Genomic DNA, 23,688 nt, shown 5'->3' with positions numbered 1-23,688 from the left:
TTCAAACTCTGAATCCTTGGGCGTGTGGTACGCAGTCGATCATGATTACGGAGTCAGGATCGATAAATCCACACTTTATGGCGCATTTGATTGTTTTTTCCCCGAAGAGGTTTGCAGTCGTAGCTTCCTCCAGAGCTTTCTGAAGCTCTTCCTCCGAGGCAGGCTCCTCACCATAGAAGGCCCTGTTGATCTCCACCACGCTGTTGCCATGTTTCAGGGCTTTTCCGAGCACTTCCTTGTCACAGGCTGCAACAAGCAAGTGCCCTCCATTTTTATAGATTTTTAGATACATATTTTCCCTTTTTAAATACTATTTCGCCCTTTTAGTATTTACAGCTTAACCGTCATTATTTTGTTTATTGGTAGGCTGCTCCTGCCTGTGGGAATTTCCGGCGTGCAGGGACTTCTTTCTGATTTGTAATATCCGTCATTTTTTAACTTAATTAATGAGCCTGATATGGTTCTGGTCCGGAGAAAGAATGTCCCCTCTCTGCTTCATTTTCTTTATATATTCTTCGGCATGTCCTCTATCGATTCCGTGCTCGTTTTCCGCTTCTGCGTAAACTTCTTCGAGAGGAGCTTTGCCGCCGGGATGCCTCTCACAGACCTTCTTTATTATGTCTTTGAGGAGTTTTATTTTATTTCTCTGGCTCATGCTTGTGCCCGAAGCAAGTATGTCTGCATCAAGGGCTCCTGTTTCCGGGTCAACACCCACGTTTTTAAGGCAGTTCATGGTAATCCTTATAGTCCGTTTTGCATCTTCCAGAGTGACCACGTTGCTCAGGCGGATTCTTGCACTGGCTTCAGAAAGGCGGACAAGCGCCTCAAGTTGCCTTGCGGTCACGGGTACGGGCGTATTCTTGCCCTCTCCGCTTTTCCTGAGGTCCGTATAGAAGTTGATGAGGTGTTGCCTTGCGTCTTCTTCCATTACAGGGTACACGTTTTTCCGTGCGTATGCAACGTACTTCCGCATAATTTCTGCCTGGATCACAGGCTCGATTACTTCAAGTTCCGCATCAACAAAATCTTCTGTGACCTGCGATCCCGGAAGTTTCAGCCGCTGTTCGGAAAGTTCTCCCGCATAATGCGACTGAAGGATATGGTTTGCAATCCTGCTGTCCAGGGCATGGTTTGGGGTATCGAGCAAAACAAAGATGAGGTCAAAACGGGAAAGCAGGGCCGGAGGCATGCTGATTTGTTCTGCAAGCCCTTCATACCTGTCAAAGCGGCCATACTTGGGGTTTGCAGCCCCGAGGAGGGCACAGCGAGACTTCAGGGTTGCGATGATCCCTGCTTTGGCTATACTTATGGTCTGCTGCTCCATTGCTTCGTGCAGTGCGCTCTTGTCCTCGGTTTTCATCTTGTCCATTTCGTCAACTGCAGCAATCCCCATGTCAGCCATCACAAGGGCTCCACCTTCTATTGTCCACCTGCCGTCATTCATGTCGTCTTTAACGGCAGCTGCTGTCAAGCCGCTTGCAGATGCACTCCGCCCCGAAGCAAAGACCCCTCTTGGCGAAAGTTTAACCACATAACGCAGCAGCTGACTTTTTGCAATACCGGGGTCGCCTACGAGCATCATATGGATATCGCCTCTGATTCTTGCTCCGTCAGGAAGGTTTTTCACAACCCCTGAAAAAAGCTGGAGGGCAAGGGCTTCTTTGATATCTTCGTATCCGTAGATGGAAGGGGCAATGGACCCTATAATTTTTTCATAGATTGCCGGGTCGCGGGAAAGCTCAAGGATCTGTTCTTCATCTTCGGGAGTTATTTCAAGTTCATCAAAATCCTTGTCAAGGCGCTCGATTGAATTTGCCTCCAGCACCAGGTCGTAAAAAGTGGACTTTCCGTCTTTGAGGGTACGCTGCCTTGACTTCAGAATTCCGTTAATTATAACGCGGTCTCCGGGAGTGATATTTCCTGTGAGGTCGTCTTCGGTATCCACTTCCAGGCTCTGCGGCTGCGACCCTCCTCTCAGGTTTTCCGGGGACTCCTGGATCTGGAGTTTTTGAGCATCGATAAAGGTGGAATCTTCTATTGAAACCTTAAAAGGCCCTTTTTTTCCGCAGGTCTCTTCTTCGCAGCCTGCAAAGGGCTCTTCGAATTTGAAGCTGTTCTGTTCAACAATGGTAAGGTGTCCGCACCTTAAACACTGGAAGGCGGCTTTCGTGATCCTTGGCCTGACCTCTGTGGCTTTCCTTATCATGCCTTCGATTGCAACAAAGCGGGAGAGGTGTTTGCTTCTCAGTTCCCTTATAGGGATTCTGTTGGGGATTTTAATAACTCTCACATGCGCCTGCTCAAGGCTCTTTTCTACGGGCAGGTCAATTTCTTTCAGGGCGGCTTCGGCTGCAAGTATGAGTTCTGCCGGGTGCTCAAGGAACTCTTTCGAAAGCTCCCTGTCAAACTTCTCTATATCTGTAAAATCCACCTCAAGGCTTCGCTGGTCCGGATATTCGTTTGCAAGCTGGAGGATCTCATTCCAGTAGTAGTCTTTAAAGAATCTTTTTAGTTTCTCGTCCCACTTGCTTTCTGTCTCGGTCATGGCTTTCTCAAAAATATTTGGGTTTTATGTAAAACTTTCATCTTGATCCGGTTTATTCCTTAAAAGCAATCCCAAAAAGAGTTAAAAAACGTACAATAGATTCTGATGTAAAACAGGCTTATTATCATATGAACTTTTCTGTGCTTTCCGAATCCTCGGCTTTCTGCAGGTCTTCAGCTTCTGCTGCAAATCCCATTTTTCTCTCCGTTTTCCGTATTATACCCCTCAGGGTCTGGACCTCTCTCGGGGTCAGCCCGGCTCTTCCGAATATCCTCTTCAGCATCAGAGACGTTTTGTCTTTTTTGTGAGCCGGATAGTTTATTTCTTCAAGCAGTTCGTCCAGGTGTCCGTACAGAAGGTGCAGGTCAAAGCCCCCTGCAAGCGGATTGTTTCCTCCCTCCAGTTCCGAAAGCTCGTAAAGCACAATTGAAACCGCATGAGATAGGTTCATAATCGGGTAGATCTCGGAGGTCGGAACCGTAATGAGCATGTCAAAACTTTTAAGTTCGTCATTGCTAAAGCCGTTGTCTTCACGCCCGAAGAGAACTGCAATAGTGCCGCTGTATTCTCTGATTTTTTCTTTGAATTCCCTTACCGGATAAAGAGGAAGGCGGATATGTTCTCCTGTCTTCAGGCTTGAGACTCCCGTTGTCCCTACGAGCAGGTCTGCCCCTCGAACGGCTTCTTCCAGGGTTGAGGTAACTCTTGCCCCTTCGAGCACGTCCCTTGCGTGGGAAGCCATCGCTCTTGCCTGCCCCTCAAGCTCACAGGGATTCACCAGAACCAGATCGGAATATCCGAAGTTTTTCATTGCTCTTGCAACCGACCCCACGTTTCCCTGATACATGGGTTCCACAAGCACTACGCGAATCTCAAGTGACAAATTTCTCAGTCCCGAATGCATTTTTCATTTCTTAAAGTCAGTTTTCAAGGGTGATTGCATCTTCCATACAGACAGTCACACACATTCTGCAGCCCAGACAGTAGGAAGGGTCTTTCAAGACACAGACCTTTCTCCCATCTTTTTCTTCTATGGAGTAAATCCTCGGCCCTTTAGGACAGGCGGCTTTGCATTTTCCACAGCCTGTACATTTCTCTTCGTCGATATAGATTTTCATACTGGCTATTTTCCATTCATTATATAGTTTATCATACTGGTTATTTTTTATTTATATTATTACTATTATTATTATTATTATTATTATTATCTATGACTTACACAGTTGAATAAAAAACAGCAGTATGAAGCACCAAAATGTCTAAATCATATTATTTATGGGGAGTTCTCATGTTCTTGGCTTTACTTCTCAAGTGCATAACTCTTAATTACCTTTTACTTTGCGTCTTTTTAGTATAGTTTTGAGCAAGCATATGAATCAAAATCTTTAAATGTAAGTAAGTAATTACTTACATCCATAATGAGCACAGAACAAAAAATCCTGGATGCAGCTTTAAAGGTCTTCTCCAGTGAAGGATATGCGGGTGCAACTACCCGCAGGATTGCGGAAGAAGCAAATGTTGCAGAAGTGACTTTGTTCAGAAAATTTCAATCAAAAGAGAACCTGCTGAGAGAAGTCCTGTTTAAGAATAGGGCTGCATTTTCAGCACTGGATAATTTATTCCAGCCGGAAAAAGAATCGGATCTTGAGACAGACCTTCGTATTCTGGGCAAAAATGTTGCAAAGGTTATGAAGGAAAACAAGGAGGATAGTAAACGCCGGATGCTGATGTACATGCTCTTTGAAGAAGGACGAAGAAGGCCCGAAGTTGCGGAGGTCTTGTCGTCAGTTTTTCAAATGAACATAACTCGTCTGAAGGAATATTTCGAATTGCAGATAAAAAAAGGAAAAATGCGAAATATCAATCCCCGATCAGCCTCTATAACTTTTATTAGTTATTTTGTTTACACGTCCTTAATGAGAGGGGTATTCGGTGACTCTTTTTTAGGTGATAATGATGAGGAGATTGAAAGGTTTATTGACATATTTACTAAAGGTATCCTGAAGGTCGAGGATACGAAGAGCGGGTGAAAAAATGGAGCCAATTATTGAGGTCAGGAACCTTGTTAAGGTTTTTCATTCAAGAGGACGGAAAATCACTGCAGTAAATGATGTTAGTTTCGATGTATTTGAGGGTGAAATTTTTGGCATGATAGGACCCAACGGGGCTGGCAAATCCACTACATTTTCCATGCTGACCACATTAATAAAGCCTACAAACGGCAGTATAAAAGTTTCAGGCTTTGATGTCGAAAAACAGGACAATAAAATAAGACCGCTTATAGGTATAGTCCCGCAGAAGCTCAGCCTGTACCCGCTCCTCACAGCCAGAGAGAACCTGGAACTTATGGGCAACCTTTATAATGTGCCAAAAAAGGTCATGGAAGAGAAAATCGATTACTACCTGAAACTTGTAGGGCTTGAATCCAGTGCCGACCGCTTTTCAGGAGGCTTTTCTGGAGGCATGAAGCAGCGACTATCAGTAATCGCCGCAGTATTACATGATCCTGAAATTTTATTCTGGGACGAACCTTCAACCGGGCTTGATCCCCAGACAAGAAATGTTATCTGGAAACTTGCCAGAAAATTCAACGATGAGGGGAAAACACTGATTTTTACAACCCATTACATGGAGGAGGCAGATAATCTGTGTGACAGGGTTGCAGTAATGGACTCAGGTAAACTGGTAGCTCTCGATAACCCGGAAATATTAAAAGAAAAAACAGGGAGCACAAATCTTGAAGAAGTGTTCGTACACTTCACAGGAGAAGAGGTGCGTGATTAAATGACAATAAAAACTGAGCTAACGGATTCCTTAATAGTCGCAAAAAAAGAATTCAAAATCCTTTTCAGAAAAAAAGCGCTCATAATCCCTCTTGTTTTATTTCCCATAATAATGATAGTCTTCTTTGGCTATGGGATGGGGGGGACAGTCAAAAACGCGCCTATTCTCATAGTCAATGATGACACAGGCAGAGCCTCAAGTTCCCTTGTTCAGGAAATCGGAAGCTATACTGGCAAGTACGACGGAGATCCGATGTTCTCGGTGACCTACACTAAGGATATGTCGCAGTCGGAGGCTGAGAGTAAAATAAACGACGGAATGTATAAAGGCGTTTTACTTATTCCTCCGGACTATAGCGACAGGGTCGCGGAAAATGAAAGTACGAGTTTGACGCTTCTGACTGATTCCTCAGACACTACCACAAGTGGCATAATCGTAAATTATATGAGACAATTGCTGGCGGAGACCGGAACAGTTTCTTTAAACATCCCCAATATGTACGGTAGTCTGGAATATCTTGACTTCCTGATCCCGGGTGTTATAGCCCTTACCGTGTTTATGGGATCCGTAGCAACTACAGGTTCTGCTATTGCAGGAGAAAAAGAAGACGGTACTCTTGTTCGTATGTTAATGACACCTATCAGCAAGAGATCTGTAATTCTCGGAAAAACGATATACCAGTTAATATTGCAACTGGGCAGAGCTGTTATCCTGATACTTGCAGCTTATCTTCTATTGGGATTCAATATGAATGGTAGCTGGCTTCTTATTTCTCTGGTGCTTGTTATTTTTACTCTTGGTGGTGTTGGGATGGGGATAGTCATGTCTTCAAGGGTAGAAGACATGGAATCTTTCTTCCAATTAAACATGCTGGTTACTATGCCGTCCATGTTTGTTACGGGTGTATTTTTTCCCTTGAGTTCGGTTCCTGACTGGATGCGCTATATAGCTTATTGCTTGCCTCTAACTTATGCAATCGATGCTATGCGTATTATTATGATCAAGGGTCAGGGTTTGAACGCCATATCTACCGATTTGATAATACTTACTCTCTTTGCAATTGTTACTTTCGCAGCAGGTGTACGTCTTTTCAGGAGGGAAGCATAAATGAGAAAAATGATACTAATCTCTCTGCTATTAATTTCTTTGATATCATGTGTAGCAGGCGTTTCTACTACGCCGGATAATTATAACATCCCCAAAAGCTTTGATCTTGGGAAAAATTACTATGATGTTTACGGTAGTCCTGATCTTAATGCCACAATTATTGGAAGTAATGAACTGGAGAGGGATCAAACGGCTACTTTGAATATTGATATAATGAACAGAGGAAAACTTTTAGGATTTGAGAATGATAGGACTCCTTCCGGTGAAGATGAGATGTATGCTGCCAGGACAGAAATGGATCTGGAAAGTGCTATAGTAGACGCCAAAAGCGTAGTTGTTTCTCTCTCGGCAGACCCCGACAGTCCTATTGAAATCAAATCAATCAGCCAGCAGGCAGGTTCTATAAAAAGTGGAGAAAATGCACTGGCACCGGTAAAATTCGATATTAAAGTTGATAAAAAGGCAAAGGCAGGAGAGTACAACCTTTATCTGAATCTCTCTTATGATTACCAGAAGAATGTGCAAATATCGGATGCCGACGCTGCTGCTCAGACCTATGATGTGAGCCGCTGGTATGGAATGATGTCCCAGAGCCAGATATTAAAAATCAACGTAAAAAAGCAGGCTGATTTCGAGATAGTAAATACAACAGGCAGTATTTACCAGGGTGAAGATAACATAATCGAAATAGTAATTAAAAACACGGGTGATGAAGAGGCAAGGAACGTTAAGGCTATAATTAATCCAGCTGATCCTCTAAGCACAACTGATAGTATGGCATTCTTATCTGCTATAGCACCTGGAAGTACGGCGGTTGCAAAGATCAAAATTAAGGCAGATAGTGAAGCTGTGCCTAAACTGTATGGTGTAGACACTGTAGTGAGATATGAAACTCTGGAAGGTGACATTAAATATTTAGATACCCTCCAGGCTCCGGTAGAGGTAAAGGAAGCCGGATTGTTCGAAAGGCTATTCGGATGGCTTTAATGAAAGAATCTCCAGGTTTTTATTACATTGAGAGTGCGGGGGGCCACTAATACCCCACTCTTTTAGGAAGGAGACAAAGTAAACCCTCTCCTTTTTTGATTTCATTTAAACCTTTATACAATCTCTTCTCGTAAAGTGTGGTTTCTTGATGTTGTATTTAGAGTAGTTGGGAATGCAGGCCGATCATAAGGAAATCTTGTTAAGATACTAAATTCTCTCAAGGAACCGAGCGGGCGACCAGAAAAATACTCTATTCTTTGGGTGATATGGCCACACGCTATTTGATTTCTCTTAATTTCTGTATCGGGCTTTCCAGGCTTGGAAGGGGAAGGATCCAGACTCAAGGATTAACGCTTCAGGAACTTTCAGGGATTAAATGCCCCCGGAGCGTTATATATGCCTGAACAAGGAAGAAAGCTTAGATTCAAAAGCCTTCCATGCGTTTAATTTATAAATAAGGCTATTTTAAGGTAAATGGTGATTAAATGGATCTTGAAAAGATTCTGAAAGATACCTTTAGAGGAGAGACCACCGAGGTTGGATGGTACCTTGCAATGTCCAAGGTTGCTGAACAGGAAGGGCTTGCAGATGTTGCGGTTTATCTCCGTCAGATTGCAATGGACGAAGCTTGGCATGCCACAGAAGTGGCTGAAATTCTGGGGCTTGTGAAAGGCACAACAGTTGAAAACCTTGAGATGATGCTTGAAGGAGAAAGCAAAGCTGAGGTCGAAAAAGCCGAAGCTGCAGAACTTGCCCGAAAAGAAGGCAATACCAGAGCTGCTCTTTTCTTCGAGAGGGCGTCCCTTGACGAAGCCAGACACAAAGCAGGGCTCAAGGGTTTTCTGGAAAGAATAAAAAAGCAGCAGTGAAAACTATTAACGGATCTTCTGATCCGTTCTTTCCCAGCAGAGTTGCGGCTCTGCAGTGCGCTGTCCTTTTCGCTACGCTTTACTCCGCTCAAGAGGACTAAAAAAGGACTAAATTCTAGATATTTCTTACCCGGACAACCTTATTCGCTGTATTTTGTCATTTTTGTCCCGGTAGAGTTGCGCCACCCGAGTTTCGCTTCGGGATCGCAGGAAATCGGAGATTTCCTGGGAGTTGCGATGTAATCGCAACAGCACGAGGTCCTTTTCGGTCGCTTCACTCCCTCAAGAGGACTACTTGATGTTTAAAACAATGAGCTAAGCTCAAGCAGACTACTTTATAGTAGAGTTGGGAGCTTCGCTCAAGCGGACGAACTTAAAAACGATAGTAAACTAAAGAGACGCAGGAGAGCGTTTTTCCCAAAAGACAAAAGAGAGCGGAGAGATGAACTAGAACGGAAATAAAAGCCGTCAAGTAAAAACGACCGGTGGCGCTTGTAAGAAATTAACTTAAGTGACCTGTGGAACCAATAAATCTTTTTTTGCTTTTTCTTCCTTTTTTGCAGGGCCGCCAGACAAGCTGGCGGAGACGTTTCTATTTTTCGTGAATCTAAATGAGGTTTTCGAAGTCAATCGCAACCGATTAATCCGAAACCAGTCGCGTATTTGCTCCGGAAATTTAATTCACTCTCTTAAACAGGTCTTTGTGGCACATAGAATTTATATTGTTTCGAGCAATATATTATCTGGTCTGGTCCCCTTTTACGGGTCCGGAAGTTTAATCTCTCTAATCCGGAAGGGTGCCGGATTATCGAGGTTCTGTGGTTATGGAAGGGGTCTAATTTCCTGGGGCTAAAACAGGTTTACATATCTGTTTTTGCACGGGGCAAAGCTATTGTTCGGGAACTTTACTGTTCATCAATCTTAGTTTTTGCTCTGATGTCTGGACATCGGGCTCAGGCTAAGCGATAATTAGATCCTGAAACAAACTTAAACTATTTACCTGGAGTGTGTAGAAATATGACGAAAGAATATGTTAAGGGCGACCTTCCTGAGAAGGCTGCAATCCTGCAAAGAGATGGAGAAACCTATGCAATTGCTCCCCATATTCCCGGAGGGATCGTATATCCGGAGACCCTCAGAAAGATCGCGGACATCGCAGAAAAATATGGAGCTGCGGCTCTGAAAGTTACCTCAGCCCAGAGAATTGCGATTGTAGGCCTCAAGGAAGAAGACCTGGACGCAGCCTGGGGTGAGCTGGGCATGAGTCCTGGAGCTGCCATCGGGCTCTGTGTCAGGAGCATCAAAATCTGTCCTGGGACTACGTTTTGTAAAAGAGGGAAACAGGACTCAGTCGGGCTCGGCCTGAAGCTTGACAAAAAATACCATGGCATGCAGCTTCCCTCCAAATTCAAAATGGCTGTTTCAGGCTGTCCGAATTCCTGTTCCGAAACGAGCATAAAAGATCTGGGCATAATGGGCACGGCAAAAGGCTATAATTTAACTGTTGGAGGAAGCGCAGGGCCGAGTCCGAGGCTTGGGGATTTGGTGGCGAAGGACCTTTCCGAAGAGCAGGTGCTGGACCTTGTTGAAAAAATAATTAATTTTTACAAAGGTTACGGAAAGCCAAAAAGGCTCGGAAAAGTTATAGACGAGATCGGGATTGAGAAATTCAAAGAAGAGATAGGTCTGTAAACAGTTTTCCATCTAAGTTAATAAGAGTTAAGCAGAAAAAATGCCGGGTATAGAATACTGGTTATTTTTTCAGAGCAAAAGGGAGCTTTCGGACATCTGTAGAATCTTATCTGGATGTCCCTTTTCCTCAATTTTTCTTTATAATTCTCAGTTTTTTTCACCCTATTAGTTCTCAGCTTTTTTCACCCTATTAGTTCTCAGTTTTTTCGAGTCCTTTTTTCTTTTTCAGCAATTTTCTTCCTCTCTGCAGTCCTTTTTTTCATTTTCAGCAGGAAGAATTTCAGAATGGAACTTTATAATTCATTTATTATAATTTTCCTCCTCTCTCCCGGATTTTCTTTTTTTCACCCGGCTGGACTTCTTAAATTTTTCCCCTGTTTTCGAGCCTCTTGCGAGCTTTTCGATGGATTGTATGTTAAAGATAATGTTTAAATATAATAGATACAAAGACTAACAGACTATTCAAACCTTATACAGACAGTTGCTACGGTTCCTGCTCTGTCTTTACTGTTATTGATATTCTATAACATTAACGATACTTCTTTAGCAGTATCAGTTCCCAGTTTTTACCCATATATAGGAGGAATAAACTATTAGCAGTGAGATGGCATATTTCTCTGGGCTCTCGGATGCACTCAGGATTACGTTTGTCCAGATAATGATACTCAGCACAATCGCCATTGTGATTTTCTTATACGGTATGATCCTTAACTTCCAGAAATGGGGGGCAGGAGTGACAGGTTACGCCCTTGAGCCTCAGGAAGGAAAGAAAGGAAGTGCAATCAGATTCTTAAAAACCTGGTGGGAACAGGTCATAGAAGAGTCTCACCACGGACATGGAAAACCAATCCTGGAGGTTCTCATTCTTGATATCCTCTTCCAAAGAAGAATCCTCAAAAGAAGCCCTCTTCGCTGGTTCATGCACTTCACGATTTTTGCAGGCTGGATGACTCTGTTTGCCCTGTCAGGGATGATGTTTGCAGTCGAAATGATCGAAAAGTTCGGAATCGAACTCCCGTTCACCCCCGCCGAATTTAGGGATTTCCTCGCCGTCCCGAACTATATCTTCGGATACATCCTGCTTATCGGAGTCCTCATTGCATTAGTCAGGAGAATCGTTGTCTCGGATGTAAGGGAAGCTACCATCATGTATGACTGGATCCTTCTCGGAGGGGTCTTCATAGTCACTATTTCCGGTTTTGTCGCCGATGGTATCAGGACCGGAATTATCTGGGGCTTTGGACTCGATCCCTCCACAGCGCCACCGGCAGCACTCTTCCACTCCGTTATTTCCCTGTTCTTCTGTATCGCATACATCCCGTACAGCAAGTACATACACGTAATCGCCACCCCGCTTGCAATCCTTGCAAACAAGGGAGGAGAATAAAATGGCAAAAAAAACTCCATCAATCGACACCAAAAACCTTACAGCAGTCCAGCTCATGGAGCTCGACTCATGCACCCGCTGCGGTGAATGTGTAAAATGGTGTCCAACTTATGCAGCTTCCGGCCAGAAGCCCGGGTTAGCACCCAGGGACAAAATTCTGCGCTGGAGGCAGTACATGAACAAATCCTACGGGCTTAAAGCAAAACTTTTCGGCCCGACGGAAATCCCCCAGTCCGAACTTGAAGAATTCAAAGACGATGTGCACGGCTGTACCACCTGCGGTATCTGTGCAACTGTTTGTGAATCCGGTATCAACACCGTGGAACTCTGGGAATCCCTGAGGACAAACCTTGTTAAGAAAGGAATCGGTCCTTACGGAAAACAGAACATGTTCCCAAAACTTATAGGACAGTACCACAACCCCTATCTGCTTGACCAGAAAGATAGGCTTGCCTGGGTACCTCCAGATGTAAAGATTGCCGACAAGGCAAACATTGTCTACTTCACAGGCTGTACTGCAGGATACAAACAGCTTGCTCTTGCCTTTGCAACATCCCGTGTGCTTAACAAGCTGGGCATTGAATTTGCGATGCTCGGAGAAGATGAATGGTGCTGTGGCTCTGCCCTTATCAGGACAGGTCAGGTACACATTAATGATGTGCCCCGTGAAGCTGCAAGACACAACGTTGAAGCTATTAAGGCAAAGGGTGCTACAAAGGTTCTCTTTGCATGTGCAGGCTGTTTCCGTGCAGCGAAGGTTGACTGGCCGAGGCTTCTCGGTGAAGAACTGCCTTTTGAGGTTGTTCACATCACAGAGTTCCTTGAAGACCTGATCAAGAAGGACAAAATTAAATGGGAAAAGTCTATTGACAAAACCATTACCTATCACGATCCCTGCCACCTTGGCCGCCACGTAGGCGTCTTTGATGCTCCGAGGTATGTGCTTTCCCACATTCCGGGTGTCAAGTTTGTTGAGATGGGCAGAGTAAAAGAATTCCAGCGCTGCTGTGGAGCAGGTGGCGGTGTAAAAGCAGGTATCCCGGATCTTGCCGTTGCAGTAGCTGAATCCCGTGTAAAGGACGCTCTTGATACCAACGCAGACATTCTTTCCAGTGCATGCCCCTTCTGTAAGAGGAACCTCATGGACGGTCGTGACTCTCTCAAAGCTGACATTGAAGTTGAGGATGTCATTGTGCTTGTTGCACAGGCGCTCGGGCTCAGTGTAGAGTAACCCAAAAAAAAGAGTGAAAGCTGGGTTTTCCGGCTTTCTTCATTTCTCTTTTTCCTGATCCTGTATTTTACTGTCTTATAGTAAGGCTTAAATACCGATACTCTCTTCCCCTTTCATATGCAGATTCCCTACGAGTTCCTTGGAAAAATCTTTGTCTATATGCTGCTCCTTACCCTTGTGGGTACCGGGCTTGCCCTTTTGATAGGGGCTTATTCGTTTAAAAAGCACAAAATCATTTTTCCGGGCTTCGTATTATTCACACTGTATCTTTTCTATTCTCCTGCAAAATGGATCTGCAGAGTTTTCCGGATAAGGGATACCCTTGTTGATGATATCCTGATTGATGTCCGGAATGCTGTTATGTATGATGATTTCCTTAATATAAAAGGGAGGAGAATTCTACTTCTCCCGCAGTGTTTGCGCCATCCAAGCTGTAAGGCAAGGTGCGACCCTGTTTATGGTTACGAGTGCAAACGGTGCGGGCTCTGCGATATCGCAGAACTCTGTGACGCTGCTGATAGGTGTAATTTTAAGGTTTTCGTAGTTCCGGGGGGGAGTTTTGTTAAAAAGATCTTCAAAGAATACAGGCCTGAAGCCTGTCTGGGAGTTGCCTGTTATAATGAACTCTCTGAGAATATGCAGGCTGTCTCCTTTGTCCCCGTTCAGGGGGTTCTTCTCCTCAAGGACGGCTGCTTCAATACGGAAGCAAATGTTGAGGAAATAATCCAAAGAATGGAGATGTGCAATGTATAACATTATCGGGCAGGCTCTTTTTATCTCAATGCTGGCATCCTTTATCCTTTCAGGGATGGCTCTGCTGGTAAGCCGGAGGAGCCTTACACGCAGTGTTTATCTAGCGGGTTTTTTTGCAAATGTTCTTGATTTCTTTTATCTGCCTCTGAGACAGATTTTTCTCAAGTTTTCGGATACTCGCGTTCTGGACAAGTGGATGGCGTCTCTAAAAAACCGGGCTCATAAATCTGCTTTTGCAAAAACGAAAAAAAGGATCATCCTAGCTCCCCATTGCATGCGTAGCCTTGACTGCCCTGCCCATTCCACTCAGACAGGAATCCAGTGCAAGTTCTGTGGGAAGTGCGTCTTTACTCAGCTAAAAAAGGATGCTGAAAAATACGGGTATAAGGTATTTATCCTCACAGGCTCTTCGTATGTGAAGAATATCCTTAAAATGGAAGCTGCGGACGGTGTCCTTCTGATTGCCTGTGACTATGAGATCAACAAAGTCATGCGGGCTCTCAAAGGCAAAAAAGTGACAACCTACGGAGTTACTATGGAAAACGATGGTTGTTTCGGGACATTTGTGGATTACCAGAAAGTGCTTGGGGTTTTTGAAGATTTTAAAAATCCCTATTCAGTTTGAAAAAAATATTAATATTTTCTCCCGATTTTTCTCACTTTTGTTTTTTCCCACAGGACTTATTATTCCGGGAATCGGAGGAAATTGCCAGAGCTCTCCTCTACCTAAGAAAAATGATGCTTCCGGTCTTCTTTGATTCTCTTTTTTCCCTTACCTTTTTATTGTTCAAGCATTAATCTACTTTATGGGGTAAATCATTTACACGAGGCTGTCTTTCCAGGGCATGCCTCTTATCCATAAGCAGGTGTCCTTAGCATGTATGATCTGATTATAGTTGGGGGAGGACCTTCGGGAGCTTCTGCTGGAAAGGTAGCCGGAGATGCGGGAATCTCAACCCTTCTGCTCGAGAAAGAAAATTTTCCGAGGTATAAGCCCTGCGGAGGGGCTCTGTCCCCGTATGCCCTTTCATGTCTGGATTTCGAACTCCCTGCTTCCGTAGTCGAGAGGGATATCTCAAAGGTAAGGATCCATTTCAGGGAGAACTGTGTTGAAAGGCAAAAAAATCACAGGTTAGCTCTACTGGTTTCCAGAATGGCCTTTGACAATTTCTTGCTTGATAAAGCCCGGGAGGCAGGAATCGAGGTCCGCTGCGGAGAGAAGGTGCTGGACTGTGAAGAAGGGGAAGAATACGTTGAGGTTAAAACTTCGCAGAACAATTATCTTGCAAAATTTGTCCTTATCGCGGAAGGTTCCGGGGGCATGCTCAAGTATAAAGTAAGGCCGCAGAGAGCCCGGAGAACAGAATACGACCTTGCTCTTGTTTCGGAAATCCCTGAAGAAGACGAGGTAATAAAGGATCGTTTTCCCGGCATGGTAGACATTCACTTCGGGATTGCACCCGGAGGGTACGGCTGGGTTTTCCCTCATGCAGGGTACTATTCCGTGGGGATCGTGGGAACAGCCGAACATCTGAAGCGTCCGAAAAAGGTAATGCAGGATTTTTTGCAGGCAAACGGCTTTTACGGGGAATCCCGTGTCTGTTCCCATATTATCCCCGTGGGCGGGATAACACGAAAAACCGTGAGTTCAAGGATTCTTCTGAGCGGAGATGCCGCAGGTTTCGTGGATGCTTTCCTGGGGGAAGGCATTTCGTATGCCATCCGGTCAGGGCAGCTTGCAGCAGAGGTGGTAGCGGGTCTTGTGCTCTATAACCGAAAATTGAGCGACCTTAAAGAGTACGAATCCAGATGCAGACAGGAATTCGGGAATTTCCTTGTAAGTTCCCTTAAGCTGGAAAAGGTTATGCACCGTTTCCCCGAGACCTCTTTCAAACTTGCTCTCAGCAGGAAGGAAATTCTGGACAAATATCTGGACGAAGTTGTAATAAATAGAAGCCACAAAGACTATGTCAGGTGGTTGTTGCTCAATTACAGTCTGGCAGAACCTGCCTCCAGAATTATGTCCATTGCGGGGAGGAACCAGTGATAATGGGATAAAGAATGGGATAAAGGGTGGAAAAAAGATAATTAAATGCTGAAAAAGGCAAATTTGATAATAAATAAGGCAATCCGACTATAAAGAAGGTAATTGGGTTAGAAAAGGGAATTCTCTGATAAAAAGGATTATTATATGCGAGTGAGGCGTGTAAGCTCCCTTCTGTTCATGCAAATATTCCTGCCACCCATCAGTGGGAGGAATGGTCCCTGAGGACTCTTGCATCGACGGCATTCGGCTAAGCGTTACCAAAAACAACCGGGATGAGTCCGGACTGCTCGTGATTTCCCGATTTCCAACTTGCACCCACGAGGATTCGCCGTTTCATCCACTCTCCCTGTGACCTCAGCTTATGGCATCATCGCATTTCCAGGGGATGGTTCTCGTTTCTGTGCCAGAGCCCGGGCTCTCGCCCGACATCCTTTACAGACGTTCGTGTGTCCAGAGCGGTGGGGAGACTTTCCTCAGACCAGAAGGTCCGGCAGCCGTCCAGCCTCTCTCGCATTTTGCTGATTAACTGGCTCTATGTATTTTTTGATAGTATATATATTTATGGGACAATATTTCTGCAAAAGGAGCCTGGTCAGAGAGGGCTCCCGAACTGGTGAGACAAAAATTGCTTTTACCGACTTATAATTTCTTTTTTGCCCGATTTTTTCAGTACTTTTTATTGGGTCTTCGAATTTATTTTTCTGGTTGATTTTAATTCTTTCCCGGCTCGGGATAAACAGGCGTATTCCTTCCGCGTACTCTTTATAACTTTTACGTGTCGGGATATGCCCAAATATTAATATATATGTATTGTAATCGAGAAACTAAAACAGATTTTCCATTTCCAGAAATTCTCTGGAAATTGATTTTCTGAAGTTTAAAAAAGATTCGTTAGCTTAATATGTGACTATAACTATCATTTTTGTGTTCAGTTTCCAGGCTTATTTTTAGAGGTAAAACATGAGTGATTGTCTATTTGATTTGCATATTGGATATGTCCGTTTTAGAAATCCCATAGCATTGGCGCCAATGGCAGGAATTGTCGACAGTGCTTTTGCCAACCAGTATGCAGGTGAAGCCGGGCTGGTAGTGCTCGGAGCCTTCAATCTTGATGAAGGATCTATTGAAGTTGCATCAAAGCTCGTAGCCAGAGATAGAAAAGAGTTCATCTCCGATGAACCTTTGGAACTTATAAAGAAGGAAATCAGGGCAGTAAACTCGGGCAGTGCCGTTGCGGTAAACGTAAGAAGCACCACCCTTGAGCCCTTAATTGAAGCTGCAAAAATCGTAAAAGAAGAAGGAGCAATCCTTGAATTAAACGCCCACTGCAAGCAGCCTGAAATGCTTGAGGCAGGTATAGGAGAAGCCCTCCTGCGAGACCTTCCAAGGCTTTCTGCCTGGATTAAGGCAATAAAGGAAACCGGTGTCGTGCTTTCCGTAAAAGTGCGGGCAAATGTGGTGAATGATGTCGCACTTGCCAGGCTTATCGATAAAGCCGGGGCTGATATTATCCATGTGGATGCCATGCTCGAAGGTTTCGGAGCCGACCTTGATGCGATTACAAATTATAGGGATGCCACAAGGCTCTTCCTTATAGGCAACAACTCTGTTACCGACTTCGCCGCGGCAAAAGATATGTTTTCCCGGGGAGCCGATATGGTCTCGGTTGCAAGGGGAGCTATGGAAAACCCTGAGTTGATTTCGCAGCTGGTAGAAAGTGTCACTTCATATCAGAAGTCAATAGGCTGGTATAATGCTCCCAAGCACGTTTGCAGTGAAGGGGACTTCAGGGCCCTGGCTTTCTGCTGCCTTCCGGTAAAACCCTGCCCTGTGCACGAGAAATTCAAAAAGCTGGGCTATACTGCCGAAGAGTTCGCCCGGACAAAAATGGAATTTGCCAGGGGTACAATGCTGGAGTTCGGGGAAGACACCTGTTTCGGCAGTCTTGTCTGGTGCTGTAAAATTACAAAACCCTGCTGGATCAGGGACGGTGTCCTGAACACACTTGACCTCTCCGATGCGGAGTACATGAAGCTTAAGGAGCAGCTGGCACAATACATCCTTGACCATGCCAGGATTCCGGTAAATGAATCACGTTGATACAGCTTTTTCCTCAGACATTCCTGAATGGGCCGAAGGAGCCCCGAGCCTGATTGCACGCTGTGCTCAGCTTGGCATGCTGCTTGAGGTCTCAGCCTCCCCAAAGCCAGGGAATGTTGATAGGGAACACAATTATTCCGATACCTGTTTTGAGCATTTCGTAGCTTCCTCGGTTGCCGTCTATCCTGTCCTTGAACTTGCTGCAAGGAGCAGAAGCGGAATAGGCTCACTTCTCAGGAGGGCGGTTTATGAAAGCTCCTCCTGGCAGCGAGGAGGAAACACCCATTTCGGGGCTTTCTTACTCCTGATCCCTCTGGCAATGGCTGCAGGTGAAATCTCCAGAGAAGCTCCATCCGAGAAAACTGGTTTCCGGCTTGGAGCCGTGGAATTTGGGAACCTAGCTTCCCGCGCCCATGCTTTTGTCCGCGCAACGAGCTGCGAAGACGCGGTTGAGTTCTACCGGGCTTTCGGGCATGCAGGAGTCAGGGTAAACAGTGTGGAAGAATTCGACCTTGAAGACCCTGAAGCAACTGCCGATCTCAGGGAACGGAACATTACCCTTTACGACCTTATGGAGATTGCCAGAGGATACGACCTGATTGCAAACGAGTGGACCTCAGGTTTCGGGCGCTGCCTTGAGGGTGCAGAAAGCATCCTTGAGTTCATGAAGACGAGAAACTGCGAAGCAGAAGCCTTCACCGGGGACTCGGTTTCCACCTGTTCTGGCACGGGAATCAACGAGGCTGTGGTGTACACTTTTCTAAAACTGCTTTCCAGGCACAGGGACACCTTTATCCAGACCAAGTTCGACCCAGAAACTGCGGATCACGTCTCTTCCAGAGCAGGCGAGCTTCTTTCAGGCTGGGAAGCTTCGGGGAAAACAACCGGGGACTTTTCATTCATCCTTCCTGCAGTACGGGAATTTGACTTCGAACTTCTGGAAAAGAAGATCAACCCGGGTTCTACGGCAGATATTGTCATTGCAGGGCTTTTTATTGCTCTTCTCGGAGGTTTGCGCTTTTGACGGGTTTCTCTTCCGGCTGCAGGGAATTTGAAAAACTATCCCAGATACCCGACCTCTCTTCCTTCGGGATCCGGGAGGGGATTTCTGAAGTGATAGTAAGCACGGGCTTCGAAAGCCCCAATGCTGCTCCCATCGGTATCATTACAAAGGGCGGAAAACCTTTTGTCCGGCTCTTCAAAGGCAGCCATACCTGGGCAAATGTGGCTAAAGAGAGATATCTTGCTTCAAATGTAGTTTATGACCCTCTTCTTTTTGTGCGTTCCACCTTTTTCGACCTTGAACCCTCTGAGTTTGAATATGTGCCTGCAGGTGGGTTTAAGTTTCCGGTCCTCAAAGAAGCCATTGCCTGGGTTGTTTTCGAATGTGTCAATGTAAAGAACACGGACCAGGCTCTTATTGCCGACCTTGTGCCCGTGGAGGCGGGCTTTAATGAAGGGCACAGAAAAGACCTTCCCGTTCTCAACAGGGGATTCAATGCCGTGCTTGAGGCTACGGTCCACGCAACCCGCTATCAGCTTTCAGGGGACGAAAAATACCTTGAATTGATCCGTCATTATGAAACCCTTGCTTCCAAATGCGGGGGCGATGGGGAAAAGAAAGCTATGAAACTGCTTTATGAAGTGTTGGGGATTTGAGTTTCTTTTTAACTCCAGACTCTTTTCTGATTTTTTCCAATCTTTACGAGTTTTGATTTTTTTCCTATCTCAGTTCTCTGTTGTAAGTTTAGGTTCCCTGTTCCAGGTTGCTCTTTTTTAGAAAATTATATTATCTCCCTCCTGCATGAGTTCTTTTCATGAGTTATAAGAGCATTGCATGGGGTATTACAGGAGCAGGGCATTTCCTGGACCGCAGTTACCAGGTTTTTAAAGAACTCAAACTAAGAGACCCCGAACTTTCCGTAAACACGTATATTTCCAGGGCAGCCGAAGAGGTGCTCCGGATGTACGGGCTTGAGCAGAAGCTTGTGAAAATTTCGGGAGGGGACTACCTTGAAGAGATCTTCCGGGAGAGCGAGCAGGGTTCGAGTTCCCCTAAGGTCGGGCGCTTTCTCCTTGACAGGTACGATGCACTCTTCGTTACGCCTGCAACCTCAAACACAGTCTCGAAAATCGCCTACGGGATTGCCGATTCCCTTGTAACCAATGCCGTTGCCCAGGCTGTTAAGGGAAAGGTTCCGGTTTATATCGTGCCCGTAGACATCGAAGGCTCGATCATGTCGGAAATGCCCTACAATATTGACCGGAAACAGTGCAGACACTGCGAAACCTGTCCGCCGAGGGAAAACTGCCCTCACGAGGCAATCACTGAGAAAAATGGCGTTACTAACCAGATCGAGCTCCTGAAATGTAAAGGCTGCGGGATCTGCAAGGAACTGTGCCCTTATAATGCCATCAAGGGCGGGCCTGTCGAGGTTCTGGTCAGGGACGTGGATATGCGCAATGTTGAGATTGTAAAGGGGCTGCAGGGGATCACCGTACTTGAAAGTCCGGAAGCCATTCTGGAATTATTTTAAATCCGGGATTTCAGCCAATTTTCTTTTTTCTTTTCCTTTTCTTCTTTTCTCCTGCATCCGCCTGTGAAACCTTTTGTTTTTCACTTGCTGTTAACCAGTTATCTTCAGCTGCCCTTTTTCAAGCTCTCCATAGCTGTCAGACATAAAACGAATCACAGCCTCATCATGGGAGATAAGGAGGTAACCTATCTTTCTTTCAGCCTGTACTTTTTTAAGCATGTGGAGGATCTGGGCCTGCACCGAAACATCAAGGGCAGAAGTCGGTTCGTCAAGGACAATATATTCCGGGTCAAGCAGGAGTATCCTGCCAAGGGCAAGGCGCTGGAGCTGCCCTCCCGAGAGCTGGGACGGGTAGCGGGTAAGCACTTCTTCCGGAAGGCCCGCGGTCATAAGCAGCTCTTCTATTTTTCGGGCATGTTTGGATTTAGGGATCCTCAGGAGAGTGAGGACTTCAGAAACCGAGTACCCTATCTTTTTCCCGGGATTGAAAGCGTCCGTTGGATCCTGAAACATTATCTGGACTTTGCGGCGGAAGGCTGTATACTTTGCTTTTTTCATTCCGGAAAGGGGAGAGCCTTTATAATATACAGTGCCTGCCGTTGGGTTCTCAAGCCCTGCAATGACCCTCCCCAGTGTGCTTTTTCCTTCCCCTGATAGGCCCATAAGCCCGAAAGTTTTTCCCGGACTTATTTCAAGGGAAATCTCCCGGAAAATACATTTTCCCGGACTCAGCAGGCCAGCTCCGTAAATTTTTGAGAGGCTGACCGCTCTCAGGGATATAGAAAACACCTCACAGCCCTTTTGCCTGTTTCCTTAAGCTCAGGATGGTTCTCACCGCATTTTTTTCCCCTTAAGGGACACCTCGGGTGAAATTTGCAGCCTGCAGGAGGGGAGCTGAGAGACGGGGAAAAACCCGGTATGGGAACAAAGCCCTTTTCAGGCAGGCTGTTCAGGAGTCCCCGGGTGTAGGGGTGCAGGGGGCTTTCAAAAAGGCTTGAGGGGTCGGAAATCTCCACAATTTCGCCTGCATACATTACGGCGATCCGGTCGGCAAGCCTCCGCACGAAGCCAAGGTCGTGGCTTATGAGGAGCAGGGCAGTCTTCTTTTCCCTTTTCAATTTCGTAAGTTCGGTTTCCAGTTCAGTTACGCATTTCCTATCAAGCCCTTTGCTGGGTTCATCTGCTATCAGGAGGGCAGGATTAAGTATGGTTGAAGCTGCAATCAAAAAACGCTGGTTCATCCCTCCCGAACACCATCCGGGATAATAGCGAATGTACTCTGCCGTATTTGCAAAACCCGCATTTTTCAGGGCTTTTGTGACTTTTAAGAATGCTTCTTTTTTCTTTTCCTTCCGGTGTACTCTCAGGGGTTCTGCAAGCTGGTGCCCTATGGAATATACAGGGTTAAGGGCCAGGGAGGGGTTCTGGAAAATAATGGCAATTTCTTCCTCCCTTATCTTTGCTATTTCTTTTTCGCTCAGTTCAAGGATGGATCTCCCCCCGAAGTCTACAGTTCCTTTTATTCTGGACTCGGGGGGCAGGAGGCGCATAATTGCGTGTGCGACCACGGATTTCCCACAGCCTGTTTCTCCCACAAGAGCCAGGGTTTCGCTTTTTTCAATTGAAAAGGAAATTCCTGAAAGGGCTGTTACAGTTTTTACTCCCTTGAAAGAGACCTCGAGATCCCTAACTTCAAGCAGTGTGTCCACGGCTTCGCTCTTCGTCTTCATGCTGCTTCCGCTCCTTCTCCCGAGTATTTCTCTTCCTCTGTTTCAAGCCCGAACCCTATCAGTGCGATGGCCATTACGCAGAGGGTGATGCAGATCCCGGGGGGCAGATACCACCACCACATATCCCTGATAAAACCTCCCCGGAAAAAGGCAAAAGAAAGCATGCTCCCCCAGCTTTTCATACTTATGTCACTGAGTCCCAGAAAAGAGAGGGAGGCTTCGGAAATCATCGCCGAAGCCGTAGCCAGCATGAACTTGGGCAGCAAGATGTGGACTATGTTTGGGAAAATGTCCGATATCATGATATGGTTGGAGGAAAAACCCATACATCGAGCACTTTTAACGTAGCCTGCTTCCCTTAGCTGCAGGGTTTTCGAGCGTGTTACCCTTGCAGTTGACTCCCAGGAAAGGAGTCCCAGGACAGGGACAAGTACCCAGATGCTCGGCCTCAGGAACGCGCCCAGGACTATGATTAAAGGGATCTTCGGGATAATAAGGACAACATCGGTAAAACCCATCAGCAGCTCGTCCAGAACTCCCCTGAAGTAGCCTGCACAGAGGCCAATTGCAGTCCCTATAAGGGTTGAGATAAGGGCTGCCGCAAAGCCCACAGTCATTGAGATCCTGGCTCCGTATACAAGTTCGGAGAGGATGTCATTTCCTATGTCGTTTGTCCCGAGGAAGTGTTCTTTCGAAGGCTCTTCGTAGGGTATGAAACGTTCATCCGGGGCATAAGGAGCAAGAAGGGAAGGAAACAGTGCCATAAACAGGAAAAATGCAAGGAGAAAAATGCCTCCTCTATTGAATTTTCCGAGAACCCCTTCCCGTTTTTGGATACCCCTGAATGCTTTTTCTCCTGAAAGGCTTAAACCGGGAGTTTCAGGATGTACCAACTGTTTTTCGGAATGGTCTTCAGCACGGGTTTCTTTGATGGAAGTCCCTTCAATATGGGCAGCTTCCGGGTTCATACGGGCTTCCTCACTCTGGGGTCGATTAAGGCATAGAGCAGGTCAGCAAGCATATTTGCAAACAGGGCCGTAAGGGCAATTACCAGAAAAGCCCCCTGGAGCAGGGGATAATCTTTTCCCATTATTGCGTCGTAGATGAGGGTTCCCATGCCGTTTAAAGAGAAGATTATTTCTATGAAAAGGGCTCCGCTGAAGAGAAACCCGAAATCCAGGGCAAGGAGGGTAATGACCGGGAGTGAGGCATTTTTTATGATGTGCCTGAAAAGTATGCCGGTATTGTACAGGCCCTTTGCTCTGGCATACAAAGAATATAGCTGCTTTTTTTCCTGGATCACGCTTCCACGCATGACCAGAAAATTCCTGGACGCTGAAAATACTGACATTACACAGACAGGCAAAAAGAGATGATGCAGCACACTTCCTATTTCCGGAGCATCATAGAATCCTTTTGAGGGAAAGAGCCCAAGCTTGAAAGAAAAGAGATAGAGGGACAGGAGAGCAAGAAAATAAGGCGGTGTACAGGAGAAAATGACAAAAGCAAAACCGGTAAAACGGCTCATTTTTCTTTCCGGTTTCCAGCCGGCAAGAGCTCCCAGCAGACTCCCCAGGAGGGCTCCGATGAGCACCGATATCCCCACAAACAGCAGGGTCCAGCCCATCCTGTCCAGAAGGATCTCTGCAACAGGAGCATGGAGGTGGTAGGAGTATCCCAGGTCAAGGTGCAGGAGGTCCGAAAGGAAAGACATGAACTGCTCATGGAGAGGTCTGTTCAGCCCCAGTTCTGTCCTGAGCTCTTCCATCACGCCTTCGGGCACATAAACATCTTCCCCTATGAGGTTTTTTACCGGATCTCCGGGCATTAGCCTCGGGAGGGTAAAATTGATGATGGTTATGAGCATGAATGAAGCTAAATATCGGATTATTTTTCTTGTTATTCCTTGCATCGTCATT

General features: G+C 45.8%; 24 protein-coding genes and 1 other RNA gene. 15 read left to right on the top strand and 10 right to left on the bottom strand.

All coding sequences use genetic code 11. From position 1 onward, the window contains the following. Position 1 precedes the first annotated feature (1 nt). The 4 genes from ACSAZL_RS17415 to ACSAZL_RS17400 all read right to left on the bottom strand — a co-directional run bounded on the left by ACSAZL_RS17415 (position 2) and on the right by ACSAZL_RS17400 (position 3,663). The gene (locus ACSAZL_RS17415) at positions 2-292 is read right to left on the bottom strand and encodes a DUF424 domain-containing protein (RefSeq protein WP_440945859.1); all 291 of its coding nucleotides are present in this window, start codon (positions 290-292) and stop codon (positions 2-4) included. A 147-nt stretch (positions 293-439) separates the two neighbouring features. Continuing rightward, positions 440-2,545 (bottom strand): minichromosome maintenance protein MCM, encoded by a 2,106-nt coding sequence (locus tag ACSAZL_RS17410; protein WP_440945858.1) that lies wholly within the window; start codon positions 2,543-2,545, stop codon positions 440-442. 124 nt (positions 2,546-2,669) lie between these two features. Next, positions 2,670-3,428 carry an RNA methyltransferase gene (locus ACSAZL_RS17405; RefSeq protein WP_440945857.1) on the bottom strand — a complete coding sequence of 253 codons (759 nt, stop codon included), beginning with the start codon at positions 3,426-3,428 and terminating at the stop codon, positions 2,670-2,672. Positions 3,429-3,465: 37 nt separating this feature from the next. After that, positions 3,466-3,663 carry an ATP-binding protein gene (locus ACSAZL_RS17400; RefSeq protein ID WP_440945856.1) on the bottom strand — a complete coding sequence of 66 codons (198 nt, stop codon included), beginning with the start codon at positions 3,661-3,663 and terminating at the stop codon, positions 3,466-3,468. 300 nt (positions 3,664-3,963) lie between these two features. On the opposite strand from ACSAZL_RS17400, the gene ACSAZL_RS17395 reads away from it, so the two are divergent. From ACSAZL_RS17395 to ACSAZL_RS17375, 5 genes are all read left to right on the top strand, one after another. After that, positions 3,964-4,575 carry a TetR/AcrR family transcriptional regulator gene (locus tag ACSAZL_RS17395; RefSeq protein WP_440945855.1) on the top strand — a complete coding sequence of 204 codons (612 nt, stop codon included), beginning with the start codon at positions 3,964-3,966 and terminating at the stop codon, positions 4,573-4,575. Between the two features lie 4 nt (positions 4,576-4,579). After that, positions 4,580-5,329: an ABC transporter ATP-binding protein gene (locus ACSAZL_RS17390; RefSeq protein ID WP_440945854.1), complete on the top strand. Its 750-nt coding sequence runs from the start codon at positions 4,580-4,582 to the stop codon at positions 5,327-5,329. Further along, positions 5,330-6,436 carry an ABC transporter permease gene (locus tag ACSAZL_RS17385; protein WP_440945853.1) on the top strand — a complete coding sequence of 369 codons (1,107 nt, stop codon included), beginning with the start codon at positions 5,330-5,332 and terminating at the stop codon, positions 6,434-6,436. Beyond that, positions 6,437-7,423, top strand: a complete 987-nt coding sequence (locus ACSAZL_RS17380; RefSeq protein WP_440945852.1) for a COG1361 S-layer family protein — start codon at positions 6,437-6,439, stop codon at positions 7,421-7,423. It abuts the gene before it with no gap. Between the two features lie 485 nt (positions 7,424-7,908). After that, positions 7,909-8,292 (top strand): ferritin-like domain-containing protein, encoded by a 384-nt coding sequence (locus tag ACSAZL_RS17375; protein WP_440945851.1) that lies wholly within the window; start codon positions 7,909-7,911, stop codon positions 8,290-8,292. A gap of 140 nt (positions 8,293-8,432) precedes the next feature. Here ACSAZL_RS17375 and ACSAZL_RS17370 read toward each other — a convergent pair whose 3' ends face one another. Further along, a complete protein-coding gene (locus ACSAZL_RS17370) occupies positions 8,433-8,570 on the bottom strand; it encodes a hypothetical protein (RefSeq protein ID WP_440945850.1) in 138 nt (45 codons plus the stop codon). Between the two features lie 739 nt (positions 8,571-9,309). Between ACSAZL_RS17370 and ACSAZL_RS17365 the strand changes: the two genes are divergently transcribed. From ACSAZL_RS17365 to ACSAZL_RS17340, 6 genes are all read left to right on the top strand, one after another. Next, complete coding sequence (locus tag ACSAZL_RS17365) at positions 9,310-9,984, top strand: NAD(P)/FAD-dependent oxidoreductase (RefSeq protein ID WP_440945849.1); 675 nt, start codon at positions 9,310-9,312, stop codon at positions 9,982-9,984. A 604-nt stretch (positions 9,985-10,588) separates the two neighbouring features. Next, complete coding sequence (gene hdrE / locus ACSAZL_RS17360) at positions 10,589-11,371, top strand: dihydromethanophenazine:CoB--CoM heterodisulfide reductase subunit HdrE (protein WP_440945848.1); 783 nt, start codon at positions 10,589-10,591, stop codon at positions 11,369-11,371. A gap of 1 nt (position 11,372) precedes the next feature. Further along, on the top strand, positions 11,373-12,602 hold the full coding sequence (hdrD, locus tag ACSAZL_RS17355; protein ID WP_440945847.1) for a dihydromethanophenazine:CoB--CoM heterodisulfide reductase subunit HdrD: 1,230 nt from the start codon (positions 11,373-11,375) through the stop codon (positions 12,600-12,602). A gap of 117 nt (positions 12,603-12,719) precedes the next feature. Continuing rightward, positions 12,720-13,355 (top strand): DUF116 domain-containing protein, encoded by a 636-nt coding sequence (locus ACSAZL_RS17350; protein WP_440945846.1) that lies wholly within the window; start codon positions 12,720-12,722, stop codon positions 13,353-13,355. After that, positions 13,348-13,980, top strand: a complete 633-nt coding sequence (locus ACSAZL_RS17345; RefSeq protein WP_440945845.1) for a DUF116 domain-containing protein — start codon at positions 13,348-13,350, stop codon at positions 13,978-13,980. The genes ACSAZL_RS17350 and ACSAZL_RS17345 overlap by 8 nt, the downstream gene beginning before the upstream one ends. Before the next feature lie 252 nt (positions 13,981-14,232). Further along, complete coding sequence (locus tag ACSAZL_RS17340; protein ID WP_440945844.1) at positions 14,233-15,402, top strand: geranylgeranyl reductase family protein; 1,170 nt, start codon at positions 14,233-14,235, stop codon at positions 15,400-15,402. A gap of 148 nt (positions 15,403-15,550) precedes the next feature. On the opposite strand, the gene rnpB is transcribed toward ACSAZL_RS17340, so the two are convergent. Then, positions 15,551-15,912: RNase P RNA component (rnpB, locus tag ACSAZL_RS17335), an RNA gene on the bottom strand. A gap of 450 nt (positions 15,913-16,362) precedes the next feature. Between rnpB and ACSAZL_RS17330 the strand changes: the two genes are divergently transcribed. The 4 genes from ACSAZL_RS17330 (at position 16,363) to ACSAZL_RS17315 (ending at position 20,039) form a co-directional block, all read left to right on the top strand. After that, entirely contained in the window at positions 16,363-17,502 is a 1,140-nt protein-coding gene (locus ACSAZL_RS17330; protein WP_440945843.1) for a methanogenesis marker 9 domain-containing protein, read from the top strand. Beyond that, the gene (locus ACSAZL_RS17325) at positions 17,489-18,526 is read left to right on the top strand and encodes a triphosphoribosyl-dephospho-CoA synthase (RefSeq protein ID WP_440945842.1); all 1,038 of its coding nucleotides are present in this window, start codon (positions 17,489-17,491) and stop codon (positions 18,524-18,526) included. Before ACSAZL_RS17330 ends, ACSAZL_RS17325 begins: the two co-directional genes overlap by 14 nt. Next, positions 18,523-19,161 carry a DUF447 domain-containing protein gene (locus tag ACSAZL_RS17320; protein WP_440945841.1) on the top strand — a complete coding sequence of 213 codons (639 nt, stop codon included), beginning with the start codon at positions 18,523-18,525 and terminating at the stop codon, positions 19,159-19,161. The genes ACSAZL_RS17325 and ACSAZL_RS17320 overlap by 4 nt, the downstream gene beginning before the upstream one ends. Positions 19,162-19,319: 158 nt before the next feature. Beyond that, positions 19,320-20,039 (top strand): dihydromethanopterin reductase (acceptor), encoded by a 720-nt coding sequence (locus ACSAZL_RS17315; RefSeq protein WP_440945840.1) that lies wholly within the window; start codon positions 19,320-19,322, stop codon positions 20,037-20,039. 90 nt (positions 20,040-20,129) lie between these two features. Here ACSAZL_RS17315 and ACSAZL_RS17310 read toward each other — a convergent pair whose 3' ends face one another. The 4 genes from ACSAZL_RS17310 to ACSAZL_RS17295 are packed head-to-tail and all read right to left on the bottom strand — an operon-like array spanning position 20,130 to position 23,681. After that, the gene (locus tag ACSAZL_RS17310; protein ID WP_440945839.1) at positions 20,130-20,828 is read right to left on the bottom strand and encodes an ABC transporter ATP-binding protein; all 699 of its coding nucleotides are present in this window, start codon (positions 20,826-20,828) and stop codon (positions 20,130-20,132) included. Next, a complete protein-coding gene (locus tag ACSAZL_RS17305; RefSeq protein ID WP_440945838.1) occupies positions 20,810-21,769 on the bottom strand; it encodes an ABC transporter ATP-binding protein in 960 nt (319 codons plus the stop codon). The genes ACSAZL_RS17310 and ACSAZL_RS17305 overlap by 19 nt, the downstream gene beginning before the upstream one ends. Continuing rightward, on the bottom strand, positions 21,766-22,737 hold the full coding sequence (locus tag ACSAZL_RS17300) for an ABC transporter permease (protein WP_440945837.1): 972 nt from the start codon (positions 22,735-22,737) through the stop codon (positions 21,766-21,768). The genes ACSAZL_RS17305 and ACSAZL_RS17300 overlap by 4 nt, the downstream gene beginning before the upstream one ends. Continuing rightward, the gene (locus ACSAZL_RS17295) at positions 22,734-23,681 is read right to left on the bottom strand and encodes an ABC transporter permease (RefSeq protein ID WP_440945836.1); all 948 of its coding nucleotides are present in this window, start codon (positions 23,679-23,681) and stop codon (positions 22,734-22,736) included. The genes ACSAZL_RS17300 and ACSAZL_RS17295 overlap by 4 nt, the downstream gene beginning before the upstream one ends. Between the last annotated feature and the right edge of the window lie 7 nt (positions 23,682-23,688).

Origin of the sequence: Methanosarcina mangrovi, from assembly GCF_052057765.1 — an archaeon.
Taxonomy (GTDB): Archaea; Halobacteriota; Methanosarcinia; order Methanosarcinales; family Methanosarcinaceae; genus Methanosarcina.
This window is presented reverse-complemented; position numbering and strand designations above follow the sequence as displayed.